This window comes from Glutamicibacter sp. PAEs-4, assembly GCF_051161755.1.
Taxonomy (GTDB): Bacteria; Actinomycetota; Actinomycetes; order Actinomycetales; family Micrococcaceae; genus Glutamicibacter; species Glutamicibacter nicotianae.
In genome coordinates, this window is sequence record NZ_CP195017.1 from 1,495,731 (window position 1) to 1,515,339 (window position 19,609).

Annotated in this window: 13 protein-coding genes and 2 tRNA genes; 13 read left to right on the forward strand and 2 right to left on the reverse strand. The window is 50.8% G+C overall.

Translation table 11 applies throughout. The annotated features are described in order from the left end of the window. The first annotated feature begins 700 nt into the window (after positions 1–700). The 5 genes from ACR9WD_RS07075 (at position 701) to metG (ending at position 10,376) form a co-directional block, all read left to right on the forward strand. Positions 701–3,445, forward strand: coding sequence for a bifunctional glycosyltransferase/CDP-glycerol:glycerophosphate glycerophosphotransferase (locus tag ACR9WD_RS07075; RefSeq protein WP_434923050.1), 2,745 nt, complete (start codon positions 701–703; stop codon positions 3,443–3,445). A gap of 12 nt (positions 3,446–3,457) precedes the next feature. Then, positions 3,458–5,146, forward strand: coding sequence for a stealth conserved region 3 domain-containing protein (locus ACR9WD_RS07080; RefSeq protein WP_434923051.1), 1,689 nt, complete (start codon positions 3,458–3,460; stop codon positions 5,144–5,146). Then, positions 5,130–6,677 (forward strand): hypothetical protein, encoded by a 1,548-nt coding sequence (locus tag ACR9WD_RS07085; protein WP_434923052.1) that lies wholly within the window; start codon positions 5,130–5,132, stop codon positions 6,675–6,677. The genes ACR9WD_RS07080 and ACR9WD_RS07085 overlap by 17 nt, the downstream gene beginning before the upstream one ends. Before the next feature lie 1,082 nt (positions 6,678–7,759). Continuing rightward, positions 7,760–8,767 (forward strand): NYN domain-containing protein, encoded by a 1,008-nt coding sequence (locus tag ACR9WD_RS07090; RefSeq protein WP_434923053.1) that lies wholly within the window; start codon positions 7,760–7,762, stop codon positions 8,765–8,767. A 58-nt stretch (positions 8,768–8,825) separates the two neighbouring features. Beyond that, positions 8,826–10,376, forward strand: a complete 1,551-nt coding sequence (gene metG, locus ACR9WD_RS07095; protein WP_285675941.1) for a methionine--tRNA ligase — start codon at positions 8,826–8,828, stop codon at positions 10,374–10,376. Between the two features lie 76 nt (positions 10,377–10,452). Here metG and ACR9WD_RS07100 read toward each other — a convergent pair whose 3' ends face one another. Further along, complete coding sequence (locus ACR9WD_RS07100; protein WP_434923054.1) at positions 10,453–11,145, reverse strand: response regulator; 693 nt, start codon at positions 11,143–11,145, stop codon at positions 10,453–10,455. A gap of 7 nt (positions 11,146–11,152) precedes the next feature. Beyond that, positions 11,153–12,376 carry a sensor histidine kinase gene (locus tag ACR9WD_RS07105; protein WP_434923055.1) on the reverse strand — a complete coding sequence of 408 codons (1,224 nt, stop codon included), beginning with the start codon at positions 12,374–12,376 and terminating at the stop codon, positions 11,153–11,155. A gap of 195 nt (positions 12,377–12,571) precedes the next feature. Here ACR9WD_RS07105 and ACR9WD_RS07110 point away from each other — a divergent pair, with 195 nt between their 5' ends. The 8 genes from ACR9WD_RS07110 (at position 12,572) to ACR9WD_RS07145 (ending at position 19,555) form a co-directional block, all read left to right on the forward strand. Next, a complete protein-coding gene (locus ACR9WD_RS07110; RefSeq protein ID WP_066137870.1) occupies positions 12,572–13,630 on the forward strand; it encodes a 3-isopropylmalate dehydrogenase in 1,059 nt (352 codons plus the stop codon). A gap of 114 nt (positions 13,631–13,744) precedes the next feature. Then, positions 13,745–14,839 (forward strand): branched-chain amino acid aminotransferase, encoded by a 1,095-nt coding sequence (locus ACR9WD_RS07115; RefSeq protein ID WP_434923056.1) that lies wholly within the window; start codon positions 13,745–13,747, stop codon positions 14,837–14,839. A 76-nt stretch (positions 14,840–14,915) separates the two neighbouring features. Further along, complete coding sequence (gene galE / locus ACR9WD_RS07120) at positions 14,916–15,980, forward strand: UDP-glucose 4-epimerase GalE (RefSeq protein ID WP_434923057.1); 1,065 nt, start codon at positions 14,916–14,918, stop codon at positions 15,978–15,980. 51 nt (positions 15,981–16,031) lie between these two features. Further along, positions 16,032–16,796 carry a fumarylacetoacetate hydrolase family protein gene (locus tag ACR9WD_RS07125; RefSeq protein WP_434923058.1) on the forward strand — a complete coding sequence of 255 codons (765 nt, stop codon included), beginning with the start codon at positions 16,032–16,034 and terminating at the stop codon, positions 16,794–16,796. Positions 16,797–16,956: 160 nt separating this feature from the next. Next, positions 16,957–18,462 carry a glutamate--tRNA ligase gene (gltX, locus tag ACR9WD_RS07130; RefSeq protein WP_434923059.1) on the forward strand — a complete coding sequence of 502 codons (1,506 nt, stop codon included), beginning with the start codon at positions 16,957–16,959 and terminating at the stop codon, positions 18,460–18,462. Positions 18,463–18,492: 30 nt separating this feature from the next. Further along, entirely contained in the window at positions 18,493–19,221 is a 729-nt protein-coding gene (locus tag ACR9WD_RS07135) for an HAD family hydrolase (protein WP_434923060.1), read from the forward strand. A 138-nt stretch (positions 19,222–19,359) separates the two neighbouring features. Continuing rightward, positions 19,360–19,431, forward strand: a tRNA-Gln gene (locus ACR9WD_RS07140). 48 nt (positions 19,432–19,479) lie between these two features. Continuing rightward, positions 19,480–19,555 (forward strand) — tRNA-Glu (locus ACR9WD_RS07145). Positions 19,556–19,609: the final 54 nt, after the last annotated feature.

Sequence of the window (19,609 nt, forward strand, 5' to 3'; positions counted from 1 at the left end):
AAAGATCTGGCAAAGAGTGATGCAGCGGTGGAACAGGACAACGCGCATTTGAAGAATTGGAGGATCCTGCGGGAGATTTAGCGCGGGAAGCTCCAAGAACTGCCGTCGGCCATTCACGTTGTTTCGTTACTTGAGTTCATCCGTGACATGGCGTCCGGAACCAGATCACAAACCAACTATAATGAGTTTCCGGCAAATGCAAATTACCGTCGTTTCCAAGCTTCAATCGGACCTTTATCGATTTGTCCTGAAACCATGAAGTACTTACGAGGCCCATACATATTCGTCGTTGAAACCAGGCAAATGCGGCCAAGACACACCCAACTAGGGCTATCACATGGGTGTGGTCATTCGCATGTTTATCAGAGTTCCGATAACTTAAGAGGTTCGACGATTGCGTTGAACTTTACGAAATTTATCTGGTGATACGACTTTGCAGACGTCCTGGAGTAATGGTGCAATGCGAGAATGCTTTGGAACACTCGGATAGTGCATCGAATTTACCTAAACCTAAGCACAAGATGAACAGTAAGTGAAATTACTGTACAATGAGGTGTGCCGATCGAGGCGCGCGGTGTCCCGATCGAGGCGCGCGACATAAGAATTTGGATTAGGCCGAACGTCCGATTCAGGCGGTGTCAACCTGGCCCGTGCCACTATTTCATTAAAATCAAACTGGTCAATGGGAAGTATACGATACATGAGCGTCAAGCATGGAACTGTCACTCGGAAGTTAGATGCCAAGTATCTTAAGAAATTGACGAATCCTAGGCTCGCCATAATCGTACCAATTTACAATGTAGAAGATTACCTTTTTGATACGTTGACCTCTATTGTCACTCAAAAGGATTTCGAACATTACGAGGTTATATTAGTCGATGATGGAAGCTCAGATAAGAGCCCTCTAATCGCTCAGCAGTTCGCGGAAAAATATCCAAACGTGTGGTTTTACCAGCAGAAAAACGCCGGCGCGGGCGTAGCTAGGAATTTTGCACTGACGAAAGTAAGTGCCGAATACGTCACATTCGTAGATTCTGACGACCTGCTCCCAGAAAACGCCTACGTATGGATGCTGCGTCAGTTCAGTCACCCCGACACAGATATTAGCATCGGCCGTATGGAACGGTTCCCCATAGCGCAGAAATTTGTATGGGACAAGGTTTTTGATCACGGAACAAGGATTGAACCGACAATCACGAGCGTTCCAGAACTTATTCACGGAGCGGGTCCTTGCAATAAGATTTATAGAATGTCAAAAATTCGTGAAAATGATTTCAAATTCGGAATTGGCGTTCACTTCGAGGATGCCCACTTCGTTGTCCCTTATTTATTGAGCTGCAACGGGATCGGGATTCAGAATGCAGTTTCTTACTTATATCGAAAACGTGACAACAATACATCCGTCATGGATTCGTTATTCAATCGTAAAGAAAACTATTGGGATTACCTTGAGCTGTGCGATAATCTTCTAGGCTTATACTCGCGTCTTGACGCAAGTAAGAATGCACTGTTGGATGAGTTCATCATCAGGGGGCTTCAAGGTTTTGTTTTTCGCTCCTTTGATGTCTTTGACGATGATGAACTATATAGGTACCAGTTACGAATTCAGAATATTTTTGAAACCGTAAGTGTAAGCGCAATCAAAAAATCGACCGCTCACCCTGGTATACGTCTCGCATACGCGCGACTACTCGGAACGGACGCTACGACATTTAGCGCTGCAGATGTCCGCAAAGAGCCACTCAGCATCGTCGGAACAAAGGCATTCGTTGGGTACGAAGCAGAGAGAAACCAGAACCTTCGCTTTCTTCGTCAGGTAGGAAATCTCGTTATTGGTGCTGAATCACTGATTAGGAAACAGGGGAAACTCGTTTTCGAAGGCAGAATCACGGCGAAGCACGCCCGCATGGATACCTTACCTCTAGCGCGCCTGCAACTCAGGCTAGCAGGCAAACGTTTCGAGGGGACATGGCGCAAACGACCGGACCGGGCGCATTCGGCAGGATTATATTCGGGTTTTCGTTTCGAAATTCCATTGGAGGACTTGCCCTCTGGTGAATTTTTGTTCCATATCTTTTTAATTAGTGAACACGGTCAATACGGGGCCACCAGCCATAAAACAATGGCGTTGTTCAGGAACTCTTTACCTTTGTCGTACAAAAATACGATAATTTCAATCTTTTCCGATGCAAAAAACAGGGTTTTGATTAGAAATGTTGAACGGAATACGAAGTCTATAGCCGCAAGGTTATATGGCGATTACCAAAACTACAAAAAACGACTACCTTTTTCCGCGGAACTTTTAATCAGAAGTATTACTAAGCCACTAATTCGGAAACAAATTGTCATTATTGGTGAACGTTGGGGACAGCAAAATGACAATGGAATTGCATTCTTTGAGCGTATTCTGAATACTGTTCCTGGGGTAAAAGCGTATTATTTGACCGATCCAGAGGGTTCGCTGTCCTCGGTGGAATCGGTTTTCGCCAGGAAAGTCAAGCACTCATCATGGAAGCATAAGTTCTTAATGTTGCACGCTGATCTTATTGCCAATGCCTATGACGTGGATACGTACACGTTGCCAAAGCAATGGGACAAGATGGAATATCTAGAGTATTTGCGACCCCGTACTCGTACGCGCAGAATGTTCTTGCAGCATGGTGTTATTTATCGGGATACTGCTGCAGGACTGCATCGATTGGTACAGGGATATGACTATTTTGTAACCTCAACGAACGATGAATCCAAATACGTCACCAAACATTTAGACTATGGAAGTCGACGAGTTGTAGAGTCGGGTCTGCCTCGGTTCGAGAAGTTAGATGCCAATAGCGATTTGTCTCCAAAACGTATCCTTTTTGCCCCTACCTGGAGGAGCTATCTCGTTACTCCGTCATATAAAACATTCGGAAATCCGAGAATCGGAGAGTCTTTTAAGGAATCGAGCTATTATCAGACCATAACTGAGGTACTTTCATCCAAGAAACTTGAGGAGGTACTTGTGAGGCACAACTGCGTTTTGGACTTTTTGCCGCACCCAGAAGTGCGGGGAGGTTTCGAATCGATCACGGGTATCAATGATCGGATTCTGTTTTCCTCTGACGATGAAATCGATTACGCCTCTTCAATTAGCCGTTGCTCTTTATTCATAACTGATTATTCTTCAATATTATTCGATGCTGCTTATATGCGTAAACCCAGCATTTATTTCACATTCGACGAGAATGATTTCAATACGTATCATTCGCCGAAAGGATACTTTGATTTTGAACGAGATGGTTTTGGCCCCGTAGTTCAAACACTCGATGCTCTTATAGCGACTATCGAGAAGACCCTTTCTTCTGATTTCGAAGTGCCGGAGTTATATAAGAAGCGAATTGAGAAACAATTTTTAAATTCGAGGATTTCACCAACGGAAATCATTGTAAGTGCGATTAAGAAATAAATTGAGATAATCATGATGCGTAAATATTTGAATAAAACTAAAGATCTTTTTAAGAATATTATTGGTGAGAAGAACTATCTGAAGCTTCGACCAACACTGATGATGGTAGCTAAGTTTTTTGACTCTGCGTCCGGAAAGATCGAGACGGTTTCTAAGAATCGCACTGTATCTGCCAAGAGTCGAAAACAAAGCAAGGCCGCAGGTATTGTTTGGAATTCTGGCGATGCAATCATGCCCCAAGAAGCTTACTCAAGAAATTTCCATATCGTGGCGGATGCTCTGAATAAGGCTGACGTTGAATGGTGGCTGATTGATGGGTTGCACAGGGGAAGGCGTGTTATCGGTGTTCGAGATACGGATAGAACAGATGTTTTACGTGCGTTAACACTCATTCATTGGGATCTTGACGAGTCGAGCTATGTCCTGGACGTTGAACGTAGCCGGCTTCAACTTTCTGTTTCACGTATACCTGCCGAATCCAGTTTGCTAGATTCACGCATATTACGACTTTGCTCGCCGCTTTCCGACCAAGCTAGTGGGATGCGGTTCGGATTTGCGTATGGATGCGATATTGAATTTTGGAACTTCGAGGAGACTGGTCAAAGGACGAAAGTCACTGCTCCTCGTGAAAATCGTGCGGCTGCAGTGCTTTCCGACGCAGAATTTGAACTAACCAAAACTTTTTTCGACGGTCGCGAGGTATTGCGCCCTGAAGTTTTCAATCGAATTATGATTGATGATGTTCAATTCCCCATCGATGTTGTATACACGTGGGTCGATGGAGAGGATCCTTCCTGGCAGGAAAAAAGAACTAGACTTCAGGCTGAAATTGATGGAGTTGAGTATCATGCTGAAGCGATTCATTCTGCTAGATTCACGTCAAGAGACGAACTACTATATTCCTTACGATCCTTGGAAGCATATGCCCCTTGGGTAAACCATGTTTTCCTGGTTACTGATGGGCAAAGGCCCGACTGGCTATCGGACACCGAAAAAATGACGGTCGTTGATCACAAGGAAATCTTCGACCCGAAGGATCTGCCGACCTTTAACAGCAACGCCATTATTTCCCGACTGCACCACATCCCAGGTCTGAGTGAACATTTCATTTACATGAATGACGATGTCATGCTCGGACAACCTCTATCTCCTAATGACTTTTTTACTCCTTCGGGAATAGCTCGGGTTTCTACGTCTAATAATCGTCGTCCATTCGGTAGCCCTTCTATTGCAGACGAACCACACATCAATCTCACGCGAAATATTCGTACATTACTGGAACGTGAGTTTGGGGTTACTGTGTCTCGTGCGATAAAACATACGCCCCACCCCCTCATTAAGAGCGTCATGTTTGAAATGGAAATGAAGTTCCAGAATACGTTTGAAAGCACGTGGTCTAGCCGCTTCCGGCATCATGAAGATATCGTTGCCGATCAGCTGCATCATTATTACGCTCAAATTATCGGTAAAGCTGTCCCGGGTTCCTTAACGTACAACTACATTAATATTCTCGATGACCGGTATGCTGCTGTTATGCACGAAACTTTAAAGCGTCGACACAGACAAGCAATGTGTATTAATGAGGCACCAGTTCAAGGTGCTACTCCAATTGCTGAAGAAGAAGTCGCAAATTTCTTGAAGAAATATTTTGCTGTTAAATCCAAATTTGAAAAGGTGACTTCTTGTGAACCAAGTGCTTGAAATATCAGAGAATCGAATTTATGGTGTAACAAGTTCTGAGTCTTTATTGGAATTGTATATTGATGATTTTTTGATTCAAAGTGTACGTCCTAAGCGACTTGAAGATGGCACCAACTCTTTCGAGATTGTTTTATATGACCAATGGAGATTTGCTTCTCCTGACAACCAATTGTGTGTCATGCAAGATGGGAAGCGACTAGCCTTCCCCGATGGTTTGGATTCCTACTCACCAATCAAAATAGGCAAGGAGTCAAAACAAGATCTACTGGATCGTTTTGCCCGCGGTCAGAAATTCGATGACAAAGGAAGAATCCGGGTACTAGCCAAAGCCGAGGATATGGCCTGGCAAGAGGGTGTTCTTGAACTTTTCAAAGAGGTCTCGGAGGTCATTTATCAAGTTACAGGGTCGCATGCATTCATCTACAGTGGCACTCTTCTAGGGTATGTAAGAGAAAATGGATTCATTTCTTTTGATAAGGACATGGATTGTGCTTATCTGTCTAAGCGGGGAAATGCTGCGGAAGCTGCAGCAGAATTTGCTTTACTAGGCAGGGCGCTATTGAAGGCTGGATATTCAGTAAACGCCAAAGCTTCCTGTATTTCTGTGCGCAGGATTTCCGGATCAATCGTAATGGTCGACATTGCTCATCTCTTCCGTAAAGAAGATGGTGCGATAGGTTTTCCTTTCGGTACAGTTGGTCAGGATCGTGTAGATCCGGGTGTAATTGAGCCAACTGTGCAATCTGAGTTTATGGGGCATCAAGTTCGAGTTCCAAAGAGTCCTGAGCTGCTCTTGGAACAGGTGTATGGTAAGTCTTGGAGGGTGCCAAACCCTAACTTTTCATGGGTGAATGAGCGCCGGAGGCGTGACCCGGAAGCTTTATTGTCGTATTCAGCTCGCTCTCAGCTGGCCGCAGACGACTTTTATTCGCATTCTCGTCGTGCTAATCCTTCCAGATTTGCGGCTTACGTATTACAGCACGACGTGTTTAAGGCTTCTAAATCAGTGATTGATCTTGGATCTGGTGACGGCGAAGACTCCATACTCTTCGGTAAGTCCATGGACGCCGTTCTGGGGATTGACCGAAGCATTTATTCAATTCGAAGCAGTAATAATAGTCATAGAGGCGTGCCAAGGAATGTTAGCTTTACGCGTGCTGACATTCTAGATTCTGGTGTGCTTTCTAAGATTGTTGCCAGGCATCGTTTGAATAATCCTGGACCAATCCTGTTCTATGCTCGTTTCCTGTTGCATTCGCTGACTCAGAGCGAATTATCGAAACTTTTCGCATTGTTGTCCCAAGTTGTAATTGCTGGTGACTCTCTGGCGCTCGAATTCCGCACATTGGAAGACAGAAAGTTGAAAAAGCGATACAACCGTTCATTTAGGAACTTCATTGATAGTTCTGAAATTGAAGACAAGTTGCAACAAATTGGGTTTAAGATCGTTGATTCTCAGAAATCTGATAATTATTCAAAATACGGTAAGGAAAATCCTGTTACTTCTCGGTTGTTAGCTGTGCGCAAGTAGTCGTAATTCTACGCTGCGCTCTTGGTTCAGATCGCAGGCTGGAGCGAGGCTGGTATTGGATTTGTTCCGGAAGCCAGCTGTCAGGTGAGAGCTATTTTTACTCTCATTCAGGGGAGTTGCGGCCGTAACCAACGGGCAATCATAGTTCTGGGTTCTGGTGCCAGAGCCCAGAACGTTGTTTGTGTTCCGTGAGGCATTTAGAATCGACAGGATTTTAGGACTATGTTGACTTTCTGTCTTCGGGCCTGAGTACCTGGGTTGAGTTTAGGTATTTGGAAGCGCCTGTGTATCGAAACGGTAGCAGTAGCTCGTCGATCGGATCACACCACGGACTGCTTTCGACCTACGCGTCAACGGTAACTATTATTTGACTGCGCTGGTTTCACGCGTTGAGCGGTAATCATACCGGCGCATGTTCGGCCCGGCAAGGCCGAGCATCTGGTTATTGGTATCCGTCTGGTTCATGCTCGCCCCAGCAGTCACCGCGTCATGCAGCGACTGGCACGGATCCTTTAAGGATCAGACAGGCTCTTGATAGCGCTAATTATCCGTGCCGGATGATTCATTTTGATGGCCATGACATCGGTGTCGTGGCTGTCGGAATCATCCTGGTGTCGGCAGAATGCCGCAACATGCTATCCGGTCGCTACTTTGACGCTATCCGAAACGCGCACAGGTGCTTCCAAATACGTCTGCTATGCACACCTGAGTGTTTACTCATGACCAACTCTGTATTGAATGCGCGAGTATCTGGGAGCGTCTATGTAGAAAATTGGTAACAATCGCCCTTGGGCCGGATGTGAAATCTCATGACTTCTTTAATGTGTATCGGAAGGTCTGGTGCTTGCTGAGAGGATAGCTGCCACCTACCACGGTGAGATTCATCGAGACTATGTTGGCGCTCACACATTAAGCGTAGTGCAGATGCGCATCAGAGCCGCAGGCTCTCTGCAACAGAGGTATTCGATCCAGAGGCTCTACCGAAAACGTCTGTTAAATAATTGAGCCGAATTAATCAAATGTCTGACGAAGTGATTATTGACGTTGGCTGTCATTCAAGGGCCGGTGGGTAGGATCGAAACATGATGAACCAAACAGCAATATTTATCGATGCCGGATTTTTGCTCTCCCTTGGCGGTCATCGCGCCGCCGGGACTACTTTACGCTCGGCCTTCACAACGCATTACGAAGCGTTAATACGTGGAATCGTGCAAACGGTCAAGAAGAGCACAGGACTAAATAATCTACGCGTCTATTGGTACGACGCTTCGAGAGACGGCCTATTTACTGAACAGCATAAGCGTATTGGCCTGATACCAGGCGTTAAAGTCCGCCTAGGACGCATCTCCTATAACGGTGAGCAAAAAGGCGTGGACCTGAGACTGGCGCTGGACTTGGTTGGAGTGGCTCGCAACGGCTCGGCTTCTATTGCGTACTTGGTTTCCGGTGATGACGACCTTGCCGAAGCTGTTGAGGAAGCGCAGGACTTAGGGATGAAAGTCGTGCTACTGGGCGTAGCGAAATCCGATAGCAGGCTTGGCGTAGCTTCCGTCGCCGAACACCTGGCGTTAACCGCTGACTATATTGAAACCGTTCCAAATCAATTATTGGATAGCGCTTTCACCAAGGTTCTTGAGTGGGACAAGAATCACTCGGAAAAAACCTCTCTGATTGCTCGTGCAGCTACGGAAGCAGAACCAAAGCCAGCAGCAAGGCCGGCGATACCCACACCTGCAGTCATGGCCCAGAAGATTGCCATCAGGCCAGCAACGGAACGGCAAGCTGAACCAGAGGTGGTCTACTCCAGCGGCGGCGAAAGCTCTGGTTATCAGGGCTCTGCGGCTTACGAGCAAAAAGAATTGAAGGTTGCAGAAGAGATTGGCGCAAAAGTCGCTGAATCGTGGCTGGCCTTTACTACACAGCACGACGTAGTAGAACTGATTGCCGACAAGCCTCAGTTGCCACCCGAAATTGACAGGACTTTGCTCAAGGATTGCGCCCAGGTGCTAGGAGAATGGAAAACCGATCAGCAGACCATCCGGCGCACGCTGCGAGGCGCCTTCTGGGAGTATCTGGACAAGATCATGTGACGAGTCAGCACTGTCCGGAAATCCGCTTTCAGACGCAAGCTAAGGTAAATTTATAATCGTGACTTCTCAGCAAAAACCTTTCTACATCACCACGGCTATTTCCTACCCGAACGGCACCCCTCACATTGGGCACGCCTATGAGGTAGTCGCTACCGACGTTATGGCTCGTTTCAAGCGACTCGACGGTTTTGACGTTTTCTTCATGACCGGGACCGACGAACATGGCCAGAAGATGATGCAAACCGCAGAGAATCTTGGTATCACGCCGGCTCAGCTGGCGCAGCGAAACTCGGATGCATTCCAAGCCATGAATGATGAGCTGGGAACGAGCTACGATCGCTTCATCCGTACTACTGATGCGGACCATCATGCGGCTGCACAGGAACTGTGGCGCCGCATGGAAGCCAATGACGACATTTACTTGGATAAGTACGCTGGTTGGTACTCGGTACGCGATGAAGCTTTCTACACTGAGGAACAGACGGAAGTTCGTGAAGATGGCATCCGCTATGCCATCGAAACTGACACCGAGGTTACCTGGACAGAAGAAGAGTCATACTTCTTCCGACTGTCCAAGTACCAGGACAAGTTGCTGGACTACTACCAAAACAACCCTGAATTCGGCGCGCCGCGTTCCCGCTTCAATGAAGTAGTACGTTTCGTCGAAGGCGGTCTGACCGACCTTTCCATTTCCCGTACAACCTTTGACTGGGGCATCCCAGTACCGGGCAATGAGAAGCATGTCATGTACGTGTGGGTCGACGCACTCACCAACTACCTGACTGGAGTTGGATTCCCAGACGTCGATTCCGCTTCCTTCCGCAAATACTGGCCGGCAGATGTCCACGTCATCGGCAAGGACATCTCGCGATTCCACGCGATCTACTGGCCAGCATTCCTCATGTCCGCTAAATTGCCGTTGCCTAAGCGTGTCATGATCCACGGCTTCCTGCACAACAACGGTGTGAAGATGTCCAAGTCGCTGGGCAACACCGTTTCCCCTGACGATTTTGTGAACCGTTACGGTCTGGATCAGGTACGCTACTTCTTCCTGCGCGAGGTTCCTTTCGGCGCCGACGGAAGTTACAACCATGAGACCATCGTTGCCCGTATAAATGGTGACTTGGCAAATAACTTCGGCAACCTTGCACAGCGATCACTGTCTATGGTTGCGAAGAACTGCGGGGGAGTCGTCCCGACGCCGGGCGAATTGCTGGAAGCTGATCAGCAAATAATGGATGCAGCCGGCAAGCTGTTGGAAATCAACCGCGACGCATACTCCCGTCAGGAGTTCAGCAAGGCACTTGAAGCCGTCTGGCACGTTCTGGGCGATACCAACGCTTACTTTGCCGAGCAGGAGCCTTGGAAGCTGAAGAAGACCGATCCTGAGCGCATGTCTACTGTCTTGTACGTGACAATTGAAATTGTCCGCAAGGTAGCGTTGCTTCTTCAGCCAGTCTTGCCGCAGGCCATGACTTCGATGCTCAACGCGTTGGCAGTTGGAGAAGGCTCGGCGCGAACCTTCGAGTCCTTCGAGGGTGCTTTGGTTCCTGGAACTGAACTGCCAGCCCCTTCACCAGTGTTTCCACGCTACGAAGAAGAAAAGTAAGAAGTACCAGAATGAACATTGAGGTGTTCTGCCCAAATTGAAATTTGGGCAGAACACCTCAATTTTTTGCAGTCAATCAGGGAGTGACGACCCCCGTCTGGTAGGCGATGACAACGGCCTGAACCCGGTCTCGAGCTTCCAATTTTGCCAAGATGTGGCCTACGTGGGTTTTGACTGTCGCTTCTGATAGGAATAACTTATCGGCAATCTCAGGGTTGGAAAAGCCTTCTGCAATCAATCCGAAAACTTCCCGCTCCCGGGGTGTCAGCGATTCGACAGCGGCAACAAGGTGAGCATTATGCTGTGACGAATTCTTCTTCAGCATCGGTGCCATGTGGTCCAACAAGCGTCGAGTGGTCGACGGGGCTATTACGGCATCGCCCCGATTCACAGTGCGAACGGACTCCAGGAGTTCTTCTGGGGGAGCGTCCTTGAGAAGGAATCCACTGGCGCCGGCCTGAATCGCCCTCAGCGCATACTCATCCATGTCGAAAGTCGTCAGCACGATGATCTTTGGACCATCTGCTGCTTTCAGGTCCGGATCCAGCAGTCGTTCGGTGGCTTCGATGCCGTCCATTTCCGGCATCCTAACGTCCATCAAGATGACGTCCGCCTGGGACATCAATGGTGCAGCGAGTGCTTCGCGCCCATTGCCGGCTTCGACAATGACTTCCATATCATCTTGGGAATTGATCAGCATTCTGAAACCACTGCGAACCAGCAGTTGATCATCGACCAAGGCAACCTTGATGGTTTCTGGTTTAGGCATTTGAAAATTAGTCCTCGGTGTATGGGATGGAAACATTAACGGCGAAACCGCCCCCAGCCCGGGGGAGCGCAGTACAGGTACCTTCATATAAGGCTACGCGTTCTTTCATGCCCTGGAGGCCGTGGCCCGTGCCTTCAAGGACGATGGAGCCGGCACCTCGACCGTCGTCGCTGACGGTCAGATTCAAGCCCCAGGAAGTCCATTCGATATGGACTTGGGTTTGAGTGTCCGGGCCAGCATGCTTGATGACGTTCGTCAGTGATTCCTGAATGCATCGATAAATAGTGAGTTCCGCACCTGCAGGCAACTCCTTCCTTGGGCTTCCCGAAGTTTCCAGATGGACATCCAGCCCGGACACGGCAACGCTTTCTACAAGGTCAGGCACGTTTGCCAGCGACGGAAGAGGGCGGTTCTCCAATTCCTCGTCTTTTCGCAGGACGCCCAGGAGCCTGCGCATCTCTTTCAGCGACGCGCGGCCAGTATCTGAAACTGTCTTAAGGGTCTCGATGGCGATCTCCGGGTCTTTCGCTGCCGCATATCGCGCCCCGTTTGCCTGGGTGATGATGACGGAGAGCGAATGCGCGACGATGTCATGCATCTCGCGGGCAATATGGTTCCTCTCGTCTGCAGCCGCTAGAGCGCGCTCGATGAGGCGTTCTTTCTCCAGCCGATCGGCATGCTCTCTTAGCGACTTCATTCCCAGCCGTCTAGTGCGGGCCAGGTCACCGAAGGTCCAAGACAGGGTGACAACCAACGCAAGGCCCACGAAAGAAATCATCATGTCGAAAGTAAAAGCTGGCGTTGGATCAGGTGAATACCTTGACGCGCCGAACATGCTGAACGTTGCTAGTAACGCGCCTAACAGACCCAGCCCCAGGGTGCTGAAGGACTGCCAGCGTTTCCCGTATACGGCCATGGTGTAGACCAGGATCGGGACAGAGACTTGTGAGAACAGTATGAGCCCATCAAAAGCGAGTTGCAGTAGATGCCCAGCGGCCACGACAAGGGTGACGGCCCATGGATATCGACGCCGCAACATCAGTGGTGCAGATTGGATGACCGAGAGCATCAGTACGGCTGCAAAGGACACAGGCGACGACGTTGAAGAAGCCAAGCCGAGGGCTGCTGGCATGCAAAGAAGCGTGTATAGCAGGCCAGTGATGAAATCGACTCGTCCGGGATTCGCGCGGATCCAACCGTCGATACGACGGTGGGGGTTGGCAAAGATCAAGTGTTCCTGCAATTCAACGTGTGAGCAACTGTCGATCCTTGTGGCGAAGCCAAGGACCTATCCATCCAAGGTTATCGGAGGCAAGGACCGCGAGGCCTCATGCCTAGGGAGGAACTATGCCCCACGAAGCTAAACTGATCTCATTATTTGAGACGAACTCTCAAATAGCGGACTCTTATCGATAGAATCTCTGCCATGGGAAATGTAATTGATATTGCGGTCATTCCGGGTGACGGTATTGGCCCAGAAGTAGTTGCCGAAGCTGTCAAGGTTCTGAAATTTGTCACTAATGGCGGCAAGGCAGAGCTCAAGCTGACTGATTACAAGCTTGGCGCGGAGCATTGGTTGGAGACCGGGGAAACCCTTCCGGAAGAGACCTTGGAAGCTATCAAGAAGCATGATGCAATTCTCTTCGGTGCTGTTGGTGCAGCTCCTGGGGATACCAGAATTCCGTCCGGCATCATCGAACGCGAGATGCTATTGAAGCTCCGCTTCTCGCTGGACCATTTCGTGAACCTGCGCCCAGCGAAGCTGTATCCAGGAATTGAGAGCCCTCTGGCCAACCCGGGTGAAGTCGACTTCGTGGTAGTTAGGGAAGGTACCGAAGGCCCTTATGTTGGCAATGGCGGGTCGGTTCGCACGGGCACCACGCATGAAATCGCTACCGAAGTATCTGTGAATACGGCATATGGCGTAGAACGTGTTGTCCGCGACGCATTCCGCCGCGCTGCAGAGCGTGAACGCAAGCATGTCACCCTGGTTCATAAGCACAACGTGCTGGTGCACGCTGGACACCTGTGGAAGCGCACCGTTGAAATGGTCGCGCAGGAATTCCCTGAGGTTACCCACGACTACCTGCACGTGGATGCGGCCACCATCTTCCTGACGACGGATCCATCGCGTTTTGATGTGATTGTCACGGATAACCTCTTCGGCGACATCCTCACCGACCAGGCCGGCGCCATTACCGGTGGTATCGGCTTGGCCGCAAGCGGCAATATCAACATGGACCGCACCTACCCTTCGATGTTCGAACCGGTTCATGGTTCCGCTCCAGATATTGCCGGTCAGCAGAAGGCGGACCCAACTGCGGCGATCCTGTCGGTGGCACTGATGCTTGACCACCTCGGTTTGGTCGAAGAGGCGCGGACAGTTGAGCAAGCTGTTGAAAAAGAGATCACTTCACGTCAAGAATTGACCGATAATCGCACCACCAGTGAAATTGGCGATGCAATTGTCGCGTTACTGGCATAAGCTGAAAGTGACGTTTCTGGTTAGCCACTAACCAGTAGCAAATCCACGAACGGATGTTCCGCACAGGCGTGGAGCATCCGTTCTTTGTTTATTGAACTAGGAAGTCCAGGGTAGATGGAATTCACCGAAAATCTCTCAACGAATCGCAAGAGCGAGCAGGAGCGAGCCGATGTCTTGGCTAATCCTGGGTTCGGAGACTTCTTCACTGATCACACCGCGGTCATTGACTGGTCGGCAGACGATAGCGGACCTAACGGTGGATGGCATGACGCTCGAATAGAGCCATATGGCCCTATCGCCATGGATCCAGCGGCTTCGGTACTGCATTATGGCCAGGAAATTTTCGAAGGACTCAAGGCATACCGCCATGCAGACGGTTCAGTCTGGACTTTCCGTCCGCACGCCAACGCTGCCCGCTTGAACAAGTCCGCTCAGCGCCTTGCGCTCCCGCAGCTGGATGAAGAAGTTTTCGTCGAGTCGCTGCGCAAGCTGGTGGCGACCGATATCGATTGGGTACCGACCGGTGACGGTGAAGCCCTGTACCTGCGTCCGTTCATGATTGCTACCGAAGCCTTCCTGGGGGTACGCGCAGCGCGTGAGGTTTCCTACCGTGTCATCGCATCGCCTGCAGGCAACTACTTTGGCGGCGAGCTCAGGCCGGTCGCCATCTGGGTTTCGAAGAACTATGCGCGAGCAGGCCGAGGTGGTACCGGTTCGGCCAAGTGCGGCGGCAACTATGCTGCTTCGCTCGTTGCCCAGTTGGAAGCCGAGGAAAACGGCTGCAAGCAGGTCCTGTTCCTCGACGCCTTCAACGACAATGCTGTCGAAGAACTCGGCGGCATGAATGTCTTCTTCGTCACCAAGGGCAACAAACTGGTGACCCCGGCGTTGACCGGAACCATCCTGGAAGGCGTGACTCGTTCATCGGTCATCCAGCTCGCGAAGGACCGAGGCATGGAAGTTGAAGAACGCAAAATCACCCTGGACGAATGGCGCGAAGGGATTGCCTCGGGCGATATCGCTGAGGTTTTCGCGTGCGGTACAGCAGCCGTGATCACCCCAATTGGTGTGCTGAAGAACGGTGAAGAGCTCATCGGAGATGAGAACGCTGCCGCCGGTGAAGTTACCATGTCCATCCGCGAAGAACTGCTGGGAATCCAGCTGGGCACCGTGGAAGACCGTCATGGTTGGCTGGAGCGACTAGCTTAGTTATTCTTGAAAGTTGATAGAATGGTCCGCGAAGCAAATCGCGGATCATTCGTTTTTAAGTTGGTAGATTCAAAATATGCATGTTCTAGTTACAGGTGGTGCTGGGTATATCGGTTCCCACACCGTTCTTCAGCTGCTTGAAGAAGGCCATGAAGTATCCATAGTCGACAATTTCAGCAATTCATCACCTGAATCAATCCGACGAGTCAATTCATTGGCGGGGCGTTCAGCACACTTGCGGCGTGTTGATCTGCTAAACCAGCAAGAACTGACGAAAATGTTCGCTGACACTCAACCAGAAGCAGTAATACATTTCGCCGGACTTAAAGCTGTAGGAGAATCTGTTTCCGAGCCGCTAAAGTATTATCGTAATAACGTTACGGGTACACTCAATCTTCTGGATGCGATGGAATCGGTTGACTGCCGTACACTTGTTTTTAGTTCTTCGGCAACTGTTTACGGCGAGTCGACGGCGCTTCCGCTGATTGAATCAACCCCCAGAAGTGCAACGAATCCTTATGGCCGAACCAAGCTCCACATTGAAGAAATGTTGGAGGAACTAGCCGCGTCAGACCCGCGTTGGTCGATTGCTAACCTTCGTTACTTCAACCCGGTTGGGGCTCACACTTCTGGTCTCATCGGAGAAGATCCGCAAGGAACTCCGAATAATCTCATGCCGTATGTTGCACAGGTTGCAATCGGCCGACGCGAGAAAGTTCACGTATTCGGCGGCGACTACCCCACGGCAGACGGTACAGGGGTCCGGGACTACATTCACGTCTTAGACTTGGCCGCAGGACATTTGGCAGCATTGAAATATTTGCGTGAATCAGCCGGAGCCCATACATGGAACCTCGGAACAGGGACTGGTTCAAGTGTCTTAGAGGTTATAGAGGCCTTTGCACGTGTTTCAGGTAAAGAAGTTCCATACGAAATCGTGGAGCGACGTTCTGGCGACGTTGCAGAAAACTATGCCAATGCCGAGAAGGCGCGTCTGGAGCTAGGATGGAAAGCCGAACACGGGCTGGAACAGATGGTAGAAGATATGTGGCGGTGGCAAAAAGGTCACCCAACTGGGTTTGGCCCGATTGATGCTTTTGAAATGACCGACGAAGAGCTAGAAATATTCTTAAACCGTTAATCGGTTATAGCAGCAAATGGAACCATTTCGAGGGAAAGTATACGGGTAAGTATGCGTATTGCACGATTTGTAGTAGATAGCGACCCGCTGTACGGCGTTGTCGACGGTAACGGTATTCATGTTTTGGCCGGAGACCCATTTTTCCAGGGGATCAAAACCACTGGTGCTACGCACTCCTTGGATGACGTCCGGCTGGTAGCCCCGATCATCCCTCGTTCGAAGGTCGTTGGCTTCGGCCGCACTTACCGAGAGCATGCCAAAGAGCTGGGCAATGAAGTTCCAGCCGAGCCGTTGATGTTCTTGAAGCCAAATACTTCGGTAGTGGGCCATGGAGATCCGGTCACCTTGCCTTCTTTCTCTAACGAAGTATCCTTCGAAGGCGAACTGGCCGTAGTTATTGGGCGCATTTGCAAGGACGTTCCAGCCGATAAGGCGCAGGACGTGATCTTCGGCTACACGGTAGCAAACGACCTGACCGCACGCGATGCCCAGCGCACTGATCCGCAATGGGCTCGTGCCAAAGGTTTCGACGGTTCTTGCCCCCTTGGTCCGTGGATTGAAACCGAAATCGAAGACGCTGACGACCTAACGATCGTCAGCCGCGTCAATGGCGAAGTTCGCCAAGACGGAACTACCAACGACATGATCTGGCCGGTCAACGAGCTAGTTGCTCGTGCTTCCGAAGCTTTTACCTTGCTGCCAGGCGACGTCATCATGACCGGCACCCCAGCGGGTGTCGGCCTGGTCGATGCCGGCGACGTCGTCGAAGTGGAAGTAGAAGGTATTGGAACGCTGCGGACAGTTTTCCGTCGCTAGATATAGTTCGCGAACTCGGTTCATAGGTAAAGTTGATGTTGTCACCAACTTGCCATCATCAACTTGGTGAAACCGCACTGGCTCTCGATCACTAATGTGATCGGGAGCCTTGCGCTTTAAAGTGCCTGTTTCCGTGTTGAGGGCATAGAATGAAAGCATCATGACTGATCTATCGTTGATTCCCCTTGTTACCGAAGATACCCCGGTACGCGTTCGCTTTTGCCCATCCCCAACCGGAACCCCCCACGTAGGCTTGATCCGTACTGCCCTGTTCAACTGGGCCTACGCGCGTCACACCGGCGGCAAGATGATCTTCCGCATTGAAGACACCGATGCCAAGCGCGACTCCGAGGAAAGCTACAACCAGCTTCTGGACGCCCTGGCATGGCTGGGCATCGATTGGGACGAGGGTGTCAACGCGGGCGGTCCTCATGAGCCTTACCGCCAGTCGCAGCGTGGTGAAATCTACCAGGACGTCATTTCAAAGCTTCGTGCTGCTGGCCATCTCTACGAGTCCTACTCGACGCCAGAAGAAGTCGAGGCACGCCATAAGGCAGCTGGACGCGATCCAAAGCTTGGCTACGACAACTTCGACCGCGAGCTGACCGATGAGCAGAAAGCCGCGTTCAAGGCCGAAGGCCGCGAACCTGTCCTGCGTGTTCGCATGCCAGATCACGACATCACCTTCAATGACTTGGTGCGTGGCGAGATCACCTTCAAGGCGGGATCCGTGCCCGACTACGTTGTCGTGCGCGCCAACGGCAAGCCGCTGTACACCCTGGTCAACCCAATTGATGATGCGCTGATGGGGATTACCCACGTCCTTCGTGGCGAGGACCTGTTGTCCTCAACTCCGCGCCAGGTCGTCTTGTACGCACTGCTGCATGACATCGGAGTTGCCCAGTACATGCCACGCTTCGGCCACCTCCCGTACGTCATGGGCCAGGGCAACAAGAAGCTTTCCAAGCGTGATCCGGAATCTAGCCTGTTCCTCCACCGCGACAACGGTTTCATCCCGGAAGGCCTGCTGAACTATCTGGCCCTGCTGGGTTGGTCGCTGAGCGCTGATGAAGATATCTTCTCGCGTGAACAGCTGGTTGAAGCCTTCGACGTAAAGGACGTGCTGTCCAACCCTGCCCGCTTCGATGTGAAGAAGGCAGAAGCAATCAACGGCACTCACGTGCGCATGCTGGAGCCACAGGATTTCCGGGATCGTTTGGTTCCTTACCTGAAGGCGGCTGGCCTTGTCGGGGAAGCGCTGACCGAACGCGAAAACGAAATCTTGGATCAGGCTGCGCCATTGGTTCAGGAACGCATTGCGCTGTTGGGCGAAGCGACCGACATGCTTGAATTCCTCTTCAAGTCTGATGACGAAATTGCCATCGATGAGAAAGCACTGAAGGGAATGCCAGCTAACCTTGTTGAGGTTGTCGACGCTACTGTCCACGGTCTTCAAGGCCTTTCCGAATGGAATGCCGAATCCATCCAGGCCGCCCTGCGCACGAAGCTTGTGGACGAACTGGGTTTGAAGCCTCGCCAGGCATTCGGACCAGCCCGCGTTGCAATCTCCGGAAAGCGCGTTTCGCCGCCGCTCTTTGAGTCCATGGAAATTCTTGGACGCGAGTCGAGCCTCAAGCGTTTGCGCGCATTCGGTGAATCCCGCTAGCGAATCGCCGACAGCTCTACGAGAAGCACTTTGAACGCCTCGGATGGAATCAGCCCTGCAGTTGTTCCAGCCCGAGGCGTTCTCTTTGATATCGATGAGACCCTCGTGGATTTGCGCTCCGCAGCTATCCAAGGCTTCTCATCCTTGTCTGCTCCGGCGCTGGCACATCTGAATCCCGAACAAGTAGCTGCGATCGCAGCTGATTTCGCAGACGACGGCGCGCAGGCCTACGACAGGTACATGGCAGGCGAGCTGACTTTCCTTGGCCAGCGAGAAGTGCGGCTGCAGCGCGCATACAGGTTGGCTGGGGCCACCGCCCCCAGCGGCCAAGCATATGCACGTTGGGCTCATGAATATGAGACGAAAGTTCGCGAGTCGTGGAAGCCCTTTGGTGACGTGCCGGCATTCTTGGACCATCTGGAGTCTCTGGGGATCCCATATGGCGCGGTTAGCAACAATGCCGAGTCATACCAACGGGACAAACTGCAGGCCGCAGGGCTCGCCGGATTCCAATGCGTCATTGGTTCCGATTCCGCTGGGGCACCAAAACCACACTCGGCCCCGTTCCTGGCCGGGTGTTCTGCATTGAAGAGCCTGCCGGCCCACACGCTGTACATAGGGGATAACCCAATTAATGACTATCAAGGGGCCATTGACGCTGGACTCCAATCAGTGCTCCTGGACCGTGCTTCATTTCACAAGAATTTTCCTGGATGGCGGGTGAAGGATTTGGCGTCGCTCACGACTGTTCTGTCCTGATTTTCCGCGGATCGCTGGTGGAAAACTGGCAGCGGTGCTCGATTTGTGCGCTGGTCATTTGGCCGGTATAGTTTTATCTCGTGCTACGGCAGTGGCCGGAATGATAATTAGCTGAATTCCTAAAACGCCAAGTCACAATGGGATATGGTGTAATTGGCAACACAACGGTTTCTGGTTCCGTCATTCTAGGTTCGAGTCCTGGTATCCCAGCGCTTCATCAAAGAAATTTGATGAGTTGAAGGTAACTCTTCAATATACGGCCCCATCGTATAGCGGCCTAGTACTCTGCCCTCTCACGGCAGCAACACGGGTTCGAATCCCGTTGGGGTCACCAATGGAAACCGCGGAGAAATCCGCGGTTTTCGTGTTTTCCCGGACAAAATCAGTA

What these genes read in the sequence shown, in the direction of transcription:
- ACR9WD_RS07075 (WP_434923050.1), top strand. Translation starts at nt 701, where the DNA reads ATGAGCGTCAAGCATGGAACTGTCACTCGGAAGTTAGATGCCAAGTAT.
- ACR9WD_RS07080 (WP_434923051.1), top strand. Translation starts at nt 3,458, where the DNA reads ATGATGCGTAAATATTTGAATAAAACTAAAGATCTTTTTAAGAATATT.
- ACR9WD_RS07090 (WP_434923053.1), top strand. Translation starts at nt 7,760, where the DNA reads ATGATGAACCAAACAGCAATATTTATCGATGCCGGATTTTTGCTCTCC.
- ACR9WD_RS07100 (WP_434923054.1), bottom strand. Translation starts at nt 11,145, where the DNA reads ATGCCTAAACCAGAAACCATCAAGGTTGCCTTGGTCGATGATCAACTG.
- ACR9WD_RS07110 (WP_066137870.1), top strand. Translation starts at nt 12,572, where the DNA reads ATGGGAAATGTAATTGATATTGCGGTCATTCCGGGTGACGGTATTGGC.
- ACR9WD_RS07115 (WP_434923056.1), top strand. Translation starts at nt 13,745, where the DNA reads ATGGAATTCACCGAAAATCTCTCAACGAATCGCAAGAGCGAGCAGGAG.
- galE (WP_434923057.1), top strand. Translation starts at nt 14,916, where the DNA reads ATGCATGTTCTAGTTACAGGTGGTGCTGGGTATATCGGTTCCCACACC.
- ACR9WD_RS07125 (WP_434923058.1), top strand. Translation starts at nt 16,032, where the DNA reads ATGCGTATTGCACGATTTGTAGTAGATAGCGACCCGCTGTACGGCGTT.
- gltX (WP_434923059.1), top strand. Translation starts at nt 16,957, where the DNA reads ATGACTGATCTATCGTTGATTCCCCTTGTTACCGAAGATACCCCGGTA.